This is a genomic window from Amycolatopsis sp. VS8301801F10 (assembly GCF_046195355.1).
Taxonomy (GTDB): domain Bacteria; phylum Actinomycetota; class Actinomycetes; order Mycobacteriales; family Pseudonocardiaceae; genus Amycolatopsis.
Genome location: NZ_CP176065.1, coordinates 3,153,210 through 3,168,491, shown reverse-complemented (window position 1 = coordinate 3,168,491; position 15,282 = coordinate 3,153,210). Strand labels below are relative to the sequence as shown.

Genomic DNA, 15,282 nt, shown 5'->3' with positions numbered 1-15,282 from the left:
AGAACTACCCGGGGTTGCCGCTCACCAGCATGGCCCGCCCGAGCGCGTGCTCCATCAACACCGTCAGCACCTGCTTGGTCGAATCCCGCTCCCGCGCGTCGCACAGCAGCAACGGCACCTGCGGATCCAGATCCAGCGCCGCGCGCACTTCCTCGGTCCCGTACCGGTAAGCGTCGTCGAAGCAGTTCACCCCGACCACGAACGGCAACCCGCGCTGCTCGAAGAAATCGACCGCGGGGAAACAGGATTCGAGCCGCCGCGTGTCCGCGAGCACCACCGCGCCGAGCGCGCCCTCGGCCAGTTCGTCCCACATGAACCAGAACCGGTCCTGTCCCGGCGTGCCGAACAGGTACAGGATCAGCTCCGGGTTGATGGTGATCCGGCCGAAGTCGAGCGCGACCGTCGTGGTGGTCTTGCCCTCGACGCCGGACAGGTCGTCCACGCCCTCGGACGCGGCGGTGATCACCTCTTCGGTGCGCAGCGGCGGCACCTCGCTGACCGAGCCGACCAGGGTCGTCTTGCCGACCCCGAAGCCTCCCGCGACGAGCACCTTCACCGCTTGCGCGGTGAGCGACCGGCGGGGCTCAGAGTTTCCGGATGCCATCGAGAACCGCCTGGAGTACGTGGGGGCTGGGGGCGTCGGTCACCGGCGTCGCGGTGCGGAACAGCACGAGATTGCGCTCTATCAAATCGCTCAGCAGCACCTTGACCACCGGCAGCGGCAGATCCACCCGCGCGGCCACCTCGGCCACCGAAACCGGGCGCTGGCACAGGGAAAGGATGCGCGAGTACTCCGGTTCGAGGTCGGGCGTCTCGCTCGCCGTGCGCAGCGCGACGACGAGCGTGATGAGGTCGAGCCCGCGGGTGTCGGAGCGGGTGCGCCCGCCGGTGACGGCGTAGGACCGCACCAGCGGACCGGCCTCGTCCTCGTACCAGGATTCGCGGCCCCGCACCGTCATGGCGAAGTCCGCTGGACCGCTCCGGCCCGCGGCGCCGCGGTGAGCACCGCGCCGACCCGCTTGACCATCAGGTTCATCTCGTAGGCGACGAGCCCCATGTCCGCGTCGACCCCGGCCAGCAGCGCGAGGCAGGCGCCTCGGCCGGCCCCGGTGACGAACAGGAACGCGTGGTCCATCTCGACCATCGTCTGCCGCACGTTGCCGCCGCCGAAATGCCGTCCGGTGCCGCGGGCGAGGCTCTGGAACGCCGACGCGACCGCGGACAGGTGCTCCGCGTCCGCCTCGGACAGATTGCCCGACCGGCCGATCAGCAAGCCGTCCGCGGACAGCACCACCGCGCGGTCCGCGCCGGCGACCCGCTGCACGAGGTCGTCGAGCAGCCAGTCGAGCTCGTTGACGCCGTTGTTCGCCATCAGTCGCGATCTCCGTACCTGTTGTCGTGCCCGGGATCGGCCTCGCGGGCCCGCCGGGTGCCCTGCTGGAACGCGCTGAGCCGGGAGCGGGCCTGCTCCGGCGAATCCTCGCGGACGTCCTCGGGTTCCGGCGCCGTCCGGTCGCCGCGCAACTGCGGAACCAGGTTCTGCTGCCGGCGCCGCTGCGGCAGCGGCGGACGCCCGGGCGGACGCGGCGGCGCGGCCCGGCCGTTCTCCACCGCCGGACGCGGCGCGCGGGCATTGTCCGCGGGCGGACGCGGCTCGCGGTTCTGCGGCGGACGCGGCGCACGCGGGGCCTCGGCCGCCGGACGCATCGCGCGACGCGTCGGCAACTCCGGCCGCTGCTGCTCCGGCGCGACCCGCGGTTCCGGCGCGACCCGCGACGGCTGCGGCAGTTCCGCCTGCTGCGGTTCCGGCCGTGTCTGCTTCCGCTGCGGCAATTCCGGTCGCTGCTCAGCCCGCTGCGGTTCCGGCGCGGGCCGCGAAGGCTCCACCGCGAGCCGGGAAAGCTGCGGCACGTCCGGCTCCGGACCGGCGTCCGCGTCCGAAGGCTCCGTCTCGCTGATCGGCGCGAGCAAATCCTTGCGCACCAGCACGATCGCCCGGGTGCCGCCGTACGCGGAGTCGCGCAGGTGCACCGAAATCCCGTGCCGGGAAGCCAGCCGCGCGACCACGAACAGCCCCAGCCGCGGTTCGTCGGACAGCGCCATGATCCCGAAGTCCGGCGGGTCGGCGAGCATCGCGTTGAACTCGTCGGCCTGGTCCTGCTCGATGCCGAGGCCCTGGTCCTCGACCTCGATCACGACACCCTTGCCGACCACGTTGCCGCGCAGTTCGACGCGCGATTCCGGCGGCGAGAACGACGTCGCGTTGTCGATCAGCTCGGCGAGCAGGTGCACGAGGTCGCCGACGACCGGCCCGCGCACGGCGACGTCGGGCAGCTTCGCCGTCTTCACCCGCGCGAAGTGCTCGGTTTCCGCCGCCGCGCCGCGGACGAGTTCCACCAGCGACACCGGATTGCGCCACTGCCGCCCGGGCTGGCCGCCGCCGAGGATGATCAGGTTCTCCGCGTTGCGCCGGGCGCGGGTGGAGAGGTGGTCGAGGCGGAACAGCGTGTCGAGCTGGTCCGGGTCCTCCTGCTTGCGCTCGGCCGCGTCGAGCACCTTCAGCTGCCGGTGCACGATCACCTGGCTGCGGTGCGCGATGTTGAGGAACACCGCCTTCGTGCCCTGCCGCGTCTTGGCCTCTTCGACGGCGGCGGCGATCGCGGACTGCTGTGCGAGGTTGAACGCCTCGGCCACCTCGCCGATCTCGTCCGTGCCGTGGTCGAGCAGGTGCCCGCCCGCGTCGAGGTCGACCGGTTCGCCGTCGCGCAGCCGGTCCATGAGCTCCGGCAGCCGCACCTCGGCCGCGTCGAGGGTGTCCTCGCGCAGCCGGGCGAGCCGGGCGATGAACCGGTTGGACAGCCGCAGCGCGACCAGCACCACGGCGAGCGCGAAGAGCACCGCCGCCGCGCCCGCGATGATCGAATTCCGCAGCGTGTCGTCCGCGTCGGCGATCGCCGCGTTGGTCGCGTGCGCGCTCTGCGCGGCGAACATCGTCATCAGCGTGGTGGCGACCTGTTTGGCGTCGGCGCGCCACTGTTCCAGCGGCACCGGAAGCTGTTTCGCGCCGGACAGCAACGCGTTCTCGACCTGCGTCACGGTCGTCCACGCGGGACTCGAGACGAGCTTGTCGTAGTTCGCCCGCACCTCGGGCACCATCTGCGGCACCGACTGTTCGAGCTGCGCGTGGTACGCGCCGATCTGGCCGAGGTACGCGCGCTGCTCGTCGCCGGACAGCCCGCCGGCGGCGAGACCGGCCGACGCCAGCGCGTCGCTGCGCTGCATTTCCTCGGCAGCGTTGAAAATCGGGATCGCGGACAGCCGGGCGTAGGCGTTGTCCGCGCCGCGCGCGGCCTGCGCGAGCCCGGCGACGCCCTGGGTGAACTGGTCGATGATCTGGTTGTAGAAGGAAAAAACCTCGAGCCGCGGCGCCTGCCCGGCGTCGACCCGCTGGCGCAGCTGCGGCAGTTTCGCTTCCAGCGCGGCGAACGTGGCGATGTTCTGCTTGACGCTCGCGGGCACGTTCGAGTCGGTGGCGAAGTTTTCCTGCAGCACCGAGGTGATCTGCGCGGCGGACGCGTCCGTCTTCGGCCGGGTGGCCAGCAGCGCGGCGCGCGCGGCGTCCTGTCCGGCGAGCACGCTCATCGACAGCTGCCGCTCTTGTTCGGCGGCGAGCAGGAACGGAATGCCGGGGCCTTCCGAACCGCGAATCTTCTGCGCGTAACCGCGCGCCTGCGCGGCGTCGAAAATCAGGTATCCGGCGAGCGCGATACCGACCACCAGCAACGCCACGCTCGGAATCAATGCGATCGCGAGCACGCGAGAGCGAATAGACGACCCGCGGCCGTTGCGCCCGGAATTCTGCTTCACCGTGATCCGTTTTCCTTCCGGCCCTGCCATGGTATTCGGGTCCGCGGTGTTTTCCTCGCACCGGTCCGACCAGCCGGATCACAGTTCACCGTGGTCTGCGTTGCCCGCGACGACGGTAAGCAACCTTCACGGGCGAGTCAAGTCCGGACCCGGGTTGCCGTCATCCTCTTGTTACCTGCTAGTAACCCGCTGTGGTGCTTGGAAAACTGATCACCACCGGACGTGACCTTGGTCGCACCGGCCCGGTCGTTGCCCGCCGGGCGCCCGCGCGTGAGGTCCGTCACGACCTCGCGCGCGCGAAAACTCGCCGGAAACTCATGCGCATTTCCGCATCGGCGGCGGAATCGCACGGCGGAACCGAGATCGATTTCCGGAATTCAGCGCCGGACGCCATTCGGCGGACGGTGCGCGGAAAGCCGCGGCCCGGGAGCCGTCCCGGTTTCCTCCGGAACGGCCGGGCGGTCGCGGCGGAGCAGGTCGTGCAGCATCTCCCGGCACGCCCAGGCGAGCACCGCCACGGACGCGACCAGCACCGCCACCAGCGCCGATTCGACCGGATAGCGCGCGACCACCCCGCCGAAACGCGCGAGCACGAAGCCGATCGCCACGCCGACGAGCAGGGTCACGACATACGAGAGCGGCACTTCCCGACCGCGGTTCTCGATCATTTCGGCCCCTTCCGCCCCGGATTCGCGTGGCGAGGCCGCTCCCCGATCAGCTTCGGTCCGCGAAAAAACAGGCACCGAGCATACCCGCCGGGCAGTGCGCGGCGCCCCCGTCGATCACCCGAAGGGGCGAGCAGGACACCGATTGTTCACCCAGGACCGGCGAATCCGGCCCCGGTCCGCGCGAATCCTCGCGGATATTGCGCGAATTCTTTTCAGCGCACCTCGCGCAGCACGGTGACCGCCCGCAGCACCTCGGCGTAAGTCGTGTACAGCGGGGCCAGCCCGAAACGCAGCACGTCCGGCGGCCGGAAATCCCCGAGCACCCCGCGTTCGTGCAGCGCGTTCATCGTCTGCTGCCCGCCCGCGTCGCGCACCGAAACCTGGTGTCCGCGGGTGTGCTCGCGCGGCGTCGGAATGTCGGCTCCCGGCAGCAGTTCGTCCGCACACCGGAAAAAGAAATCGCCCAGTGCCAAGCCTTTCGCGCGCAGCACGGAAAGGTCGACGCCGTCCCACACGTCCAGCGCGGCGTCGAGCGCCAGCATCGACAGGATGTCCGGCGTTCCGGCGCGGGCGCGCGCGATCCCCGCGCTGCCGCGGTATCCCGGTTCCATTCCGAACGGATCCGCGTGCCCGGCCCATCCGGCGAGCGGCTGATCGAATTCCGCCTGATGGCGTTGTGCCACATAGACGAACGCGGGCGAACCCGGTCCGCCGTTGAGGAATTTGTACGTACAGCCCACCGCGAAGTCGACGCCGCACGCGTCCAGCTGAACCGGGATCGCGCCGACGCTGTGGCAGAGGTCCCACACCGCGAGCGCGCCGGTCGCGTGCACCGCCTCGGTGACCGACGGCATGTCGTGCAGCCGCCCGCTGACGTAGTCGACGTGGTTCACGAGCACCGCGGCGGTCCGTTCGCTCACCGCGCCGGGCAGCTCCGCCACCGGCACGCGCCGCACGGTGTGCCCGGTGAGCCGGGCCGCCTGGTCGGCCACGTAGCCGTCGGTCGGGAAGGTTCCCGCGTCGACCAGGACCTCGTCGCGGCCGGGATTCGCCCGCACCGCCGCGACGAGCACCTTGAACAGGTCCACACTGGTCGAATCCGCCACCACGACCTGTCCGGCCGCGGCCCCGACCAGCGGCGCGATCCGCTCCCCGACCCGCTGCGGCGCTTCCCACCAGCCCTCGGTCCACGACCGGATCAGCCGCCGCCCCCACTGCTGCCGCACCGCCTGGCTCAGCCGCTCCGCGACGTGTTTCGGCGGCGCGCCAAGGGAATTCCCGTCGAAGTACGCGACTTCCGGGTCAAGGTCGAACTCCGCGCGTTTCGCGGCGAGCGGGTCGGCGGCGTCGAGTGCGGCGGCCTCGTCGGCAAGGCTCGCGCGGCGCACGGCGGATTCGGTCATCGACGCTCCTCAGGTCCTGGTCCGCCCCATTCATAACAGGCCCCGGGCGGTCTTATCGAGCACCGAGGCTGGCCGGGATTCTCTATCGAAGGCCGCTTCGACGACCTACAGTGACCTGACCAGGCACCACCGGAGGAGGTCAGCGTTGACCCAGTCGATCGCCGAACAGGCCGAGGGCCAAACCATCCCGCTGCTGCTGCGGCGCAACGCCGTCGAGTACGGGGACCGGCCAGCGCTCACCTCGCTCGATCTCGAGGGCAGGCCGACGCTCACCTGGAGCGAGTTCCGGACCGCGATCGCCGAGGTGTCCCGGGGGCTCGCCGGGCTCGGCCTCGCCGCGGGCGACCGGATGCTGATCATGGCCCCCAGTTCGCCGGACCACCTCGTCGCCGACCTCGCCGCGGTGCACCTGGCGGCCATCCCGTGCACGGCGTACGCGACGCTCAGCCCGGAGCAGATCCGCTACGTCGCCCGGCACAGCGCCGCCCCGGTCGTCGTCCTCGCCGGCGCCGACGAGCTGTCCCGCTGGCTGCCGGTGCTCGACGACCTGCCCGCGCTGCGCCGCGTCGTGGTGATGGACGAATCCGCGATCCCAGACGGCGACGACCGGTTCGTCGCGTACTCCGCGGTGCGCGAATCCGGCCGCGCCGCGCTCGCCGCCGACCCCGAGGCGTTCGACCGGGCGTGGCAGGCGATCCGCCCGGACGACCCGCTCGCGATGATCTACACCTCCGGCACCACCGGCGACCCCAAGGGCGTCGTGCTTTCCCACCGCAACGCGATCCACGAGGGCATCGCCGTGCACACGCTGCACAAGGCCCCGATGCACCCCACGAACATCGCGTACCTGCCGCTGGCGCACATCGCCGAACGCGAGTTGTCGATTTATCTGCCGATCGTCGCGGCGGGCCACGTGCACACGGTCGCCGATCCGTCCGGCGTCGTCGCGGCGCTCGGCCAGGTGCGTCCGCAGAGCTTCTTCGGCGTGCCGCGGGTGTGGGAAAAGATGGTGGCGGGCCTGAAGAACATGCTCGCCGGCGTGCCCGAGGACCGGCGCGAAGCGCTCCTCTCGGCCAACGAACTCCTGCAGGAGGGCTACAAACTCCGCAGCGCGGGCAAGGAGGTCCCGGCCGATCTCGCCGAGCGCATCGCGAAGACCGACGAGACCGTGCTCGCGCCGGTACGCGGGCTGCTCGGGCTCGACCAGCTGCACATCGCCTCCAGCGGCGCGGCCGCGTTGCCGCTGGAAGTGCTGTACTTCCTCGCCGGGCTGGGCGTGGAGCTCCGCGAGGTCTGGGGCCTGTCGGAGACCACCGGCGCGGCGACCGCGAACAGCGCCGACGCGTTCCGCGCGGGCACCGTCGGGCGGCCGATCGACGGCGTCGAGGTGAAGACCGGCGAGGACGGCGAACTGCTCGTCCGCGGTCCGATCGTGTTCCTCGGCTACCTGCAGCCGGACGGCACGATCGAACCGGCCACCGACGCCGACGGCTGGTTCGCCACCGGCGACATCGGCACGATCGACGACGACGGCTACGTCACGATCACCGACCGCAAGAAGGAACTGATCATCACCTCGAGCGGCAAGAACATCGCGCCGACCCGAATCGAGGGCTTGCTGAAAGAGCACCCGCTGATCGGCCAGGCGGTAGCGATCGGCGACGCGCGGCCGTACGTGACCGCGCTGATCGTGCTCGACGACGAAAGCGCCCCCGGCTGGGCAGCGGCGAACGGCATCGAAGCGGCCGGGATCGAAGCGCTCGCCGCGCACGAGGCGGTCCAGGCGGAGATCGCCCGAGCCGTCGAATCGGCCAACAGCAGGCTCGCGCGGGCCGAGCAAATCAAGAAGTACCACGTGATCACCACCGCGTGGACGCCCGAAACCGGCGAACTGACCCCCACACTCAAGCTCAAGCGCCGGGTGATCAACGACCGCTACGGCACCGACATCGCCGCCCTCTACGCCTGAAATCGGTGCGGCCGGGCGAATCCCGGCCGCACCGTTCTCTTACGCGCGACCGACCTGCCCCGCTGACCCCAGGGTCACGACGCCCGGATCGAGTTCTCCGTCCACTTGCGCAGCCGCGGCGGCACGCGCTTCTCCAGTCCGTAGTTCTCCAGGTGGGCGGAGAACACCTCGTCGAACGCCTGCTGCACGGTCTCGGTGTCCCAGTCCGGCCGCTCCAGGATCGGCTGCTTCAAGTACGGCTGCCCCATCACGTGCAGCTGCGGGCCGTTGCACCGGATCAGCTGCCCGGTGATCCCGTGCGAGCCCTCGCCGAGCAGGAACAGCACGAGCGGCGCGATCTTCGCCGGCGTGCGCTCCGGCGGGCAGGCGCGCAGCGCGCGTTCGGATTTCCAGACCATCCGGGTGTGCGCCACCGGGCACACCGCGTTCACCCTGATCCCGGAGTCCTCGAGGTCCAGCGCCCACGAATAGGTCAGCGACGCGACCGCGCCCTTGCTCGCCGAGTACACCCCGAGCTTGCGCTGCCCGAGCGACGCGCCCGAGGAGATGTTCACGATCGACCCGCCGCCGCCCGCGCCGACCATCGCCCGGATCGCGGCCAGCCCGGTGTACATCACGCCGAGCACGTTCACCTCGACCAGCTGGCGGGCCTGCTCCGCGTCGTCCTCCCAGGGGAGTGCCTCGTAGTTGAGCCCCGCGTTGTTGACCAGGCCGTCGATCCGGCCGAACTCGGCGACGCACTGGTCGACGATCGCCTGCGCCTGCCCCGGATCGGCCACGCTGTGTCCGTTCGCGACGGCGCGCCCGCCGTGGCCGCGGATCGTCGCGGCGGTGCGCTCGGCCAGTTCGGCGTCCACGTCGTTGACCACCACCGCGCCGCCCGCCCGCGCGACGTGCACGGCGAACGCCTCCCCGAGCCCGCGCCCGGCCCCGGTCACGACCACGGCCTTGTCCTGCAACAGTCTGTCCACGCTCACTCCCCGCTGGTGCGCCCGGCGCGAGGACGGCCGCTCCGCCGGGTCTCTCCCAGTGTTGGACCGTTCGGCCCAGTCGCACCGGACGATGGCGACGAACGGTGGTCGCGCTGCGCCGAACGAGGAAAGCTGATCAGTGCTACGGGTACCCCGCGGCAGGTCAGTCCGAACGGCTTCGCGTTCCGGCCACCGGATTCTTCCCGACTGTTCACCCTGGTGTGATCAGCGGCATACTGAACGTGCATGCCCTGGCCGGAGTAGTGACACTCGGGGCCAGGAGCGCATCAGGCGAAGGCACAATGCGGAGCACCCGCATTCACTCGATCGGGGAGGGGGCAGTGGTCATCTCGTGACGACCGAAGCGACCTCTCGGCTTACGGCGCCGCTGCGGAATGTCGAATACCGCGTGCTCTGGGCGGCGGAGGCCATCTCGAGCGCGGGCGACCAGCTGGCGAAGGTGGCGCTGTCCATCCTCGTCTACCACCGCACCGGTTCCGCGCTCTGGGCCGCGGTCGTCTACGCGCTGACCTTCCTGCCCGCGCTCGCCGGCGGGCTCGGGCTGTCCTTCCTCGCCGACCGCTACCCGCGCCGCGCCGTGCTGAGCGTGAGCGCCGCGGCGCAGGCGGTGCTGGTCGGGCTGATGAGCCTGCCCGGGATGCCGCTGGCCGCGCTGTGCCTGCTGCTGGTCGCGGTGCAACTGGCCGCGTCGCCGGCGAACGCGGCGCAGAACGCGATCACCCGCGAGGTGTTCACCGACGACCACCTGTACCTGCGCAGCCAGGACCTGCGCGGGATCACCACCAACACGGTGCAGCTGCTCGGCCTGGCCGGCGGCGGCGTGCTGGTGACCGCCGTGGGCACCTCGTGGGCGCTGGCGATCGACGCGGTGAGCTTCGCGGCGGCCTCGGTGCTCGTGCGGGTGTGGGTGCGCGACCGGCCCGCCGCCGGGGGCGAGCACAGCACCTGGTTCTCCGCCACGCGCTGGGTGTTCGGGCAGCGCAAACTGCGCGTGCTGATCGCGTTGTCGTGGCTCGTGGGGCTGGCCGTGGTGCCCGAAGGGCTGGCCGCGCCGCTGGCCCAGCAGCTGAACGCGCCGTCCGCGGCGGTCGGCTGGCTGCTCGCCGCCGACCCGCTCGGCTTCGTCGCCGGGGCCTATCTGCTGTCGAAATTCGCGTCCGCCGAGGTCCGGCAGCGGCTGCTCGGCGTGCTCGCGACGACCTCGCTGGCCCTGCTCGCGCTCTTCCTGCTGCGGCCGAATCTGGTCGTCGCGCTGGTGCTGCTCGCGCTCGCCGGTGCGATGGGCGCCTACATCATCACCGTGACCGCGACGTTCTCCACCTGGGTGCCGAACGAACTGCGCGGCGGCGCCGGCGGGCTCTACCGCACGGGACTGCGCGTCGCGCAGGGCATCGGGGTGGCTCTCGGCGGGGTGGTCGCACAGGCGACCGGGTCCGCGGTCACCGCCATCGCGCTGGCCGGGCTGGCCGGCGTGGCGCTGGCGATCCCCACCGCGTTCTCGTGGACCCGGGTGCGGCACGCGGTCGCGGCCGGGGCCTGATCGTGGGTTGCCGGAGGGAACGGCGGCCGGGGTCGAGGCACCGGCCGAATGGGTCCGGATACGCCGGACGGGAAGTCGTTTCACGCTTCACGGTCACGCACGGAACACACCTCCGTTCGCATTGTCACGAATCCGCTGTCGATCGGTCACGGAACTCACGCTTCACGGTCACGCACAGCTGTCCACCTCCGCTCGCTGACAATTCATCGGAAAATGACAACAGCTCGATTCACGCTTCGCGGTCGCGCACGGGAAAACACCTCACTCGGGGGGACGTCGGGGGCTCTCCTCCGCAATTTACTTCATGGATGCAGCAGTTGTCGCGGAAGGCGTCTCCGGGTTCGGAGACTACCGAATACAGCGTTCGAAGTCGGTGAGTGAGATGATACCGGCAACTGATAACGGCGCAGAACCGGGAACCGTCCGGGAACCGCATCCGACACCGGAGGAGGCACGGCCCGATGCCCGGAACCGAACCGGCGCGCGGTGAACGCCGCGGCCCCGGGGAGGAACCGCCCGCCGCGACGGGCTTCGCCGGACGGCTGCGCGCCGTGCTCGCCGCGAACCCCGTTTCCTCGTGGGATCTCTGGACGAAACCGCGCCGGATGGTCGCGTTCCTGCTCGCCTGGGACGCGATCGCGGCGGCGCTGCTGACCTTCGGCGTGATCGCGTCGCCGAGCCCGGATCTCGTGGACTGGGGCCGGTTCGCGATCCTCGCCGGGTGCGCGACGGTGCACATCCAGCTCACCCGGCGGCAGGAGGAACGGCGGCGCAACCGGGTCACCGCCGTCCACATCGACCTGACCGGCATCTGGGTGTTCCCGGCCGCGCTGCTGCTGCCGATCCCGCTGACGCTGCTGCTGATCGCGCTCCTGCGCGTGCAGCGGTGGTTCAACTCCCGGCGACCGCCGCACAAGTTCGTGTTCACCTCGTTCACGCATGCGGTGTCGGCACTGCTGGCACACCACCTGTACCAGACTTTCGCGTCCGCCGAACTGGCCCGGCTTTCGCCCGCGAACTCGTTGCAGGTCTTCGGGATCCTGATGCTCGTCGGCTTCAGCTACGCGGCGCTGCAGGCGATCGTGATCGGCGGCCTGCTCGCGCTCGGCGGCACGTCCGCGCCCACGCTGCGCAACGTGTTGGGCACCAAGGACGACAACCTGCTGGAGCTGTCGACGATCAGCCTCGGGACCATCGCGACGATCCTGCTGGTGAACATCCCGCCGGCGATCGTGATCCTCGTGCTGATCACGGTGCTCGGGAACCGGCTGGCGGAAATCAACCAACTGCAGTCCGAAGCGCGCACCGATCCGAAAACCGGGATCTTCAACGTGCGCGGGTGGTCGGAGTCCGCGGAACGCGCGCTGGCGCGGGCCGCGCGCGGCGGGGAAACCCTGGCACTGCTGATGATCGACCTCGACCACTTCAAGTGGATCAACGACACGTACGGCCATCCGGCGGGCGACGACGTGCTCCGCACGGTGGCGCAAACTCTCGACGAGATCACGCGCCCCAAGGACATCATCGGCCGCTTCGGCGGCGAGGAGTTCCTGATCCTGCTGCCCGATGTGGACAGTACGGCGGCGAAGGTGACCGCGGAACGGATCCGTACCGCAATCGCCGATCAGCGCATCGTGACGACCGACAAACGCGGCGGTTCCGCATTGATCACCGGCCGTACCGCTTCGATCGGCGTCGCATTGCTCGGCGTGAACGGAACGGAACTGGAACAGTTGCTGCAAGCCGCCGACGCGGCCGTCTACACCGCGAAGGAAGGCGGCCGGAACCAGGTGCGGTTCGCGGACGCGAATCTGCCGTCCGAGTGATCCACAATTCCGATCACCGGCACTGTTCGCGATTAATCGCGAAACCGATTCAGCAACTGTCCGCGACGACCGGTTCCCCGTTCCGCCGCCGGATTGAGCCGCCGGGTTAATTGTCGGCCGGACCGCTAACCGCACCGGCCGGTTTTCGGGACGGATCGACCGCCGCGAGGATTGCCGGACCCGGATGGCCGAGGACGGAAATCCCGTCCCGGCTCCCGCGGACTCGACCGCCGGGCCCGGATCGCCCAGCCCGCCGACGCACCCGGCGCACGAGGCCGAGGTCCGTGAGGGAGCCCGTCACGGACTCTGATTCCCTCAGGACCAGCTGCTGTCCGGAAGGGGACGGCGCCCGCACGGACTTCCCGCGAGAGCCGTCCGGCCCAGCCGGTGCACCCGAGGCGACTGCCGGGGCGCCCAGCGCGACCCGCCCAGGTCAGACCCTCTGGGGGTTATCCCCCACGGAGGTGAGGGGGACAGCCGCCTCCCGGATCGCGCGCCGGGCTGGCACCCTGGTGCGCATGCCAGCCACCGACGACCGTGCCCCGGCCGCCGTTCGCCTTCGCCGACCCTGGTCGACGTCCGGCTGGCTGCTGCTCGTCCTGCTCGTGGTGTTCGGGTTCGGCCTGATCGCCTCCCGGCCCGCGTCTCCGCCCGACCAGGGCCCGCCGACCGGCGGCGTGCTCGCGGCGCGGAACGCGGTCGACGCGCTCGCCCACCCGGACGGGCAAGCCACCGCGCTCGCGCTCCTGCCCAAGGACTTCACCGCGGTCACCGGCGTGAAGCCCGGCGCGCTGCCCGCCCGCGACGGCACCGTCCGCGCGGCGCATCTCGACGGCGGCTGCTCCGCCCCGTGGGGCGACGACAACACGAAGTGGGACTTCTCCGTCCCGTGCAAGGCCCACGACCTCGGCTACGACCTGCTCCGCTACGCCAACGACAAGGGCCATCCGCTCGACCAGTCCGCCCGGGCCGCGCTCGACGACCGGCTCGAGCAGGACATGCACCGCACCTGCGAGCTGAACCCGATGAACTCCGAGCGCACCTGCCAGCTGGTCGCGTCGGTGTTCACCGGCGGGCTGGTGGTCAACTCGTGGCATCAGCGCTGGGGTCCGCCGGTCGGCGACCCGATCGGCCCGATGGTCGCCGGGGTCCTGGTGATCGGCTGCCTGCTCGTGATGCGGCTGCGCGGCTGGCACACCGCCCGCCGCACGGCCCCGCGTCCGCGCCTGCCCCGCGGCGTCCCCCGGCCCTGGGCGGTGCTCGGCATCGCCGGAGCGGTGCTGCTCATGGTCGGCGAATCGGCGACCGCGCTGGCCGACTGGGCGGGCGCGCCGGAACCGACCTGGTGGCCGCTGACCTGGCTGGCGCAGCTCACCCCGCTGCTGTTCTTCGCCGGCGGGCTCGCCAACGCGGCGGGCTGGCGGGCCGAACGCGACCGCGGCTACCGGCATTACCTCGCCGAACGGTCCAGCCCGCTGCTGCGCCCGGCGCTGATCTTCGCCGTGGTCGCCCTCATCGTCCCGCTGGCACTGGAGCTGCTGGGCATCCCGGCCGGGACCAACGCCACCGTCATGCGGATCGCGCTGCACCCGCTGTGGCTGCTGGGCGTCTACCTGCTGACTGTCGTCGGCGCACCGCTGCTGCTCGCGCTCTACCGCCGTACGCGGCTGTGGTCGGTCGCGGCGCTGACCGCCGTCGTCGTAGCCGGTGAACTCGCCGCTAGCTGGACAGACGTGTCCTGGCCGCGCTACGCCGCCACGCTCGGCCTAGCGCTCCTCGCGCAACAAGTGGCGTTCGCGTACGCGGATGGAGTCCGGCTTCGCCGCCCAGTGCTCGCCGTCGCGGCCGTAAGCGGCGTCGCGGCCCTCGCGGTCGCAGTGTTCGCCTTCGACGCTTCGCCAGTACTACTGGGCAACCCGGGCGCGCCTGCTGCACTGTCCGCGCGGCCGTGGACCGTACTGCTGCTGGGCGTGTCGCAGCTCGGCCTCGTCGGGCTCCTCGCGACACCGCTGCGTCGCTGGGCCGCCCGCGACCGCGTCACCCGTACCGCCGCACTCATGCTGCGCGCGCCGATGAGCCTGTACCTAGCGTTCCTCGCCGCGATGCTGCTGCTCGTCGCCGTGGTCTACCTGCCCGGTCCGATCGCGGACGGCCTGAGCTGGCTGCTGCGGCCGCGGATGCTCGCCGCGGTGGCGCTGCTGCTCGTGCCCGCGGCGCTGGTGTTCTGGTGGTTCGAGCGGCACCCGGGCAAGTCCGCCAAGGCCGCCGAAGCACCCGTCGCCCCGCTTCCGCACCCTCCGACCGGCCGCCGTCAGGTGCTGCTCACGCAGGCCGCCGCCGCACTGGGCATCGGCTACGCGACGCTCGGCGTGTTCGGTCTCGCGCTGGCCCGCTTCGGAGCCGAAGCCGCGGACGCCGACGTGCTCGGCTTGCGGCTGGACCCGGTCCAGAGCCTCGTGCACCTGCTCCTCGGCGTCCTGCTGCTGCACGCGGTCCGCACCGGCGGCGCGGCGACCTCGGCCGCGACGTGGTTCGCCGCCGCGCTGACCTGCGTCCCGTCGCTGGTGGCCGCCGCGGGCGACGAGGCCCACGGTGCGGCGATCGTCGTCCTGCACCTCCTCACCGCGGTGTTCGCGCTGGCCGGAGCCGGTTCGTGCTTGGTGCCGGCGAAGCGGGCGGCCACCGCGGCGCCCTGACCGGCGACACGCGTACCGCCGACCGGGCGAAATTGCTTCGGATAACGGAATATGGGTGGTGCACACCACACCGCCCGGGGGAGGTGCGAATCCTTCGCAACCCCCGCCCGGCACCATGCGTCTCCAGAAGCGGACGACCAGAACGACGAGAAGGAGCCGGCCCCGTGGACTACCCGCCTCGGAACGGGCAAGGCGATCGCCGCCCCGCCCGCTCGTGGCAGGACCAGCCCGGCCGGGGACCGGCGCGGCGGCCCGGACCGCCGCCCCGCTCGCGACGCGAACCGCCTGCCCCGGGTCCGCCCCGGCGTTCCGGACCGCCCC

At 71.3% G+C, this 15,282-nt stretch carries 11 protein-coding genes; 4 read left to right on the top strand and 7 right to left on the bottom strand.

Going from position 1 to position 15,282, the window contains the following annotated elements; genetic code table 11:
- Positions 1 to 4: 4 nt before the first annotated feature.
- The 6 genes from F9C11_RS15360 to kynU form a co-directional block, all read right to left on the bottom strand.
- Positions 5 to 604 (bottom strand): GTP-binding protein, encoded by a 600-nt coding sequence (locus tag F9C11_RS15360; protein ID WP_409185536.1) that lies wholly within the window; start codon positions 602 to 604, stop codon positions 5 to 7.
- Positions 585 to 959 carry a DUF742 domain-containing protein gene (locus tag F9C11_RS15355; RefSeq protein WP_409185535.1) on the bottom strand — a complete coding sequence of 125 codons (375 nt, stop codon included), beginning with the start codon at positions 957 to 959 and terminating at the stop codon, positions 585 to 587. Before F9C11_RS15355 ends, F9C11_RS15360 begins: the two co-directional genes overlap by 20 nt.
- On the bottom strand, positions 956 to 1,372 hold the full coding sequence (locus F9C11_RS15350) for a roadblock/LC7 domain-containing protein (protein ID WP_409185534.1): 417 nt from the start codon (positions 1,370 to 1,372) through the stop codon (positions 956 to 958). Before F9C11_RS15350 ends, F9C11_RS15355 begins: the two co-directional genes overlap by 4 nt.
- On the bottom strand, positions 1,372 to 3,867 hold the full coding sequence (locus F9C11_RS15345; protein WP_409185533.1) for a nitrate- and nitrite sensing domain-containing protein: 2,496 nt from the start codon (positions 3,865 to 3,867) through the stop codon (positions 1,372 to 1,374). Before F9C11_RS15345 ends, F9C11_RS15350 begins: the two co-directional genes overlap by 1 nt.
- Positions 3,868 to 4,244: 377 nt before the next feature.
- The gene (locus tag F9C11_RS15340; protein ID WP_409185532.1) at positions 4,245 to 4,535 is read right to left on the bottom strand and encodes a hypothetical protein; all 291 of its coding nucleotides are present in this window, start codon (positions 4,533 to 4,535) and stop codon (positions 4,245 to 4,247) included.
- A 212-nt stretch (positions 4,536 to 4,747) separates the two neighbouring features.
- On the bottom strand, positions 4,748 to 5,938 hold the full coding sequence (gene kynU, locus F9C11_RS15335; protein WP_409185531.1) for a kynureninase: 1,191 nt from the start codon (positions 5,936 to 5,938) through the stop codon (positions 4,748 to 4,750).
- A 145-nt stretch (positions 5,939 to 6,083) separates the two neighbouring features.
- Here kynU and F9C11_RS15330 point away from each other — a divergent pair, with 145 nt between their 5' ends.
- The gene (locus tag F9C11_RS15330; protein WP_409185530.1) at positions 6,084 to 7,907 is read left to right on the top strand and encodes an AMP-dependent synthetase/ligase; all 1,824 of its coding nucleotides are present in this window, start codon (positions 6,084 to 6,086) and stop codon (positions 7,905 to 7,907) included.
- 74 nt (positions 7,908 to 7,981) lie between these two features.
- On the opposite strand, the gene F9C11_RS15325 is transcribed toward F9C11_RS15330, so the two are convergent.
- Complete coding sequence (locus tag F9C11_RS15325) at positions 7,982 to 8,878, bottom strand: SDR family NAD(P)-dependent oxidoreductase (protein WP_409185529.1); 897 nt, start codon at positions 8,876 to 8,878, stop codon at positions 7,982 to 7,984.
- A gap of 352 nt (positions 8,879 to 9,230) precedes the next feature.
- On the opposite strand from F9C11_RS15325, the gene F9C11_RS15320 reads away from it, so the two are divergent.
- The 3 genes from F9C11_RS15320 to F9C11_RS15310 all read left to right on the top strand — a co-directional run bounded on the left by F9C11_RS15320 (position 9,231) and on the right by F9C11_RS15310 (position 14,961).
- The gene (locus tag F9C11_RS15320) at positions 9,231 to 10,439 is read left to right on the top strand and encodes an MFS transporter (protein ID WP_409185528.1); all 1,209 of its coding nucleotides are present in this window, start codon (positions 9,231 to 9,233) and stop codon (positions 10,437 to 10,439) included.
- Positions 10,440 to 10,900: 461 nt separating this feature from the next.
- A complete protein-coding gene (locus tag F9C11_RS15315) occupies positions 10,901 to 12,265 on the top strand; it encodes a GGDEF domain-containing protein (protein ID WP_409185527.1) in 1,365 nt (454 codons plus the stop codon).
- Positions 12,266 to 12,783: 518 nt separating this feature from the next.
- A complete protein-coding gene (locus F9C11_RS15310; RefSeq protein ID WP_409185526.1) occupies positions 12,784 to 14,961 on the top strand; it encodes a phospholipase A2 in 2,178 nt (725 codons plus the stop codon).
- Positions 14,962 to 15,282 lie beyond the last annotated feature (321 nt).

Bases quoted from the DNA above. Each gene is read 5' to 3' on its own strand.
- F9C11_RS15360 (WP_409185536.1), bottom strand. From the start codon at position 604: ATGGCATCCGGAAACTCTGAGCCCCGCCGGTCGCTCACCGCGCAAGCG.
- F9C11_RS15355 (WP_409185535.1), bottom strand. From the start codon at position 959: ATGACGGTGCGGGGCCGCGAATCCTGGTACGAGGACGAGGCCGGTCCG.
- F9C11_RS15350 (WP_409185534.1), bottom strand. From the start codon at position 1,372: ATGGCGAACAACGGCGTCAACGAGCTCGACTGGCTGCTCGACGACCTC.
- F9C11_RS15340 (WP_409185532.1), bottom strand. From the start codon at position 4,535: ATGATCGAGAACCGCGGTCGGGAAGTGCCGCTCTCGTATGTCGTGACC.
- kynU (WP_409185531.1), bottom strand. From the start codon at position 5,938: ATGACCGAATCCGCCGTGCGCCGCGCGAGCCTTGCCGACGAGGCCGCC.
- F9C11_RS15315 (WP_409185527.1), top strand. From the start codon at position 10,901: ATGCCCGGAACCGAACCGGCGCGCGGTGAACGCCGCGGCCCCGGGGAG.
- F9C11_RS15310 (WP_409185526.1), top strand. From the start codon at position 12,784: ATGCCAGCCACCGACGACCGTGCCCCGGCCGCCGTTCGCCTTCGCCGA.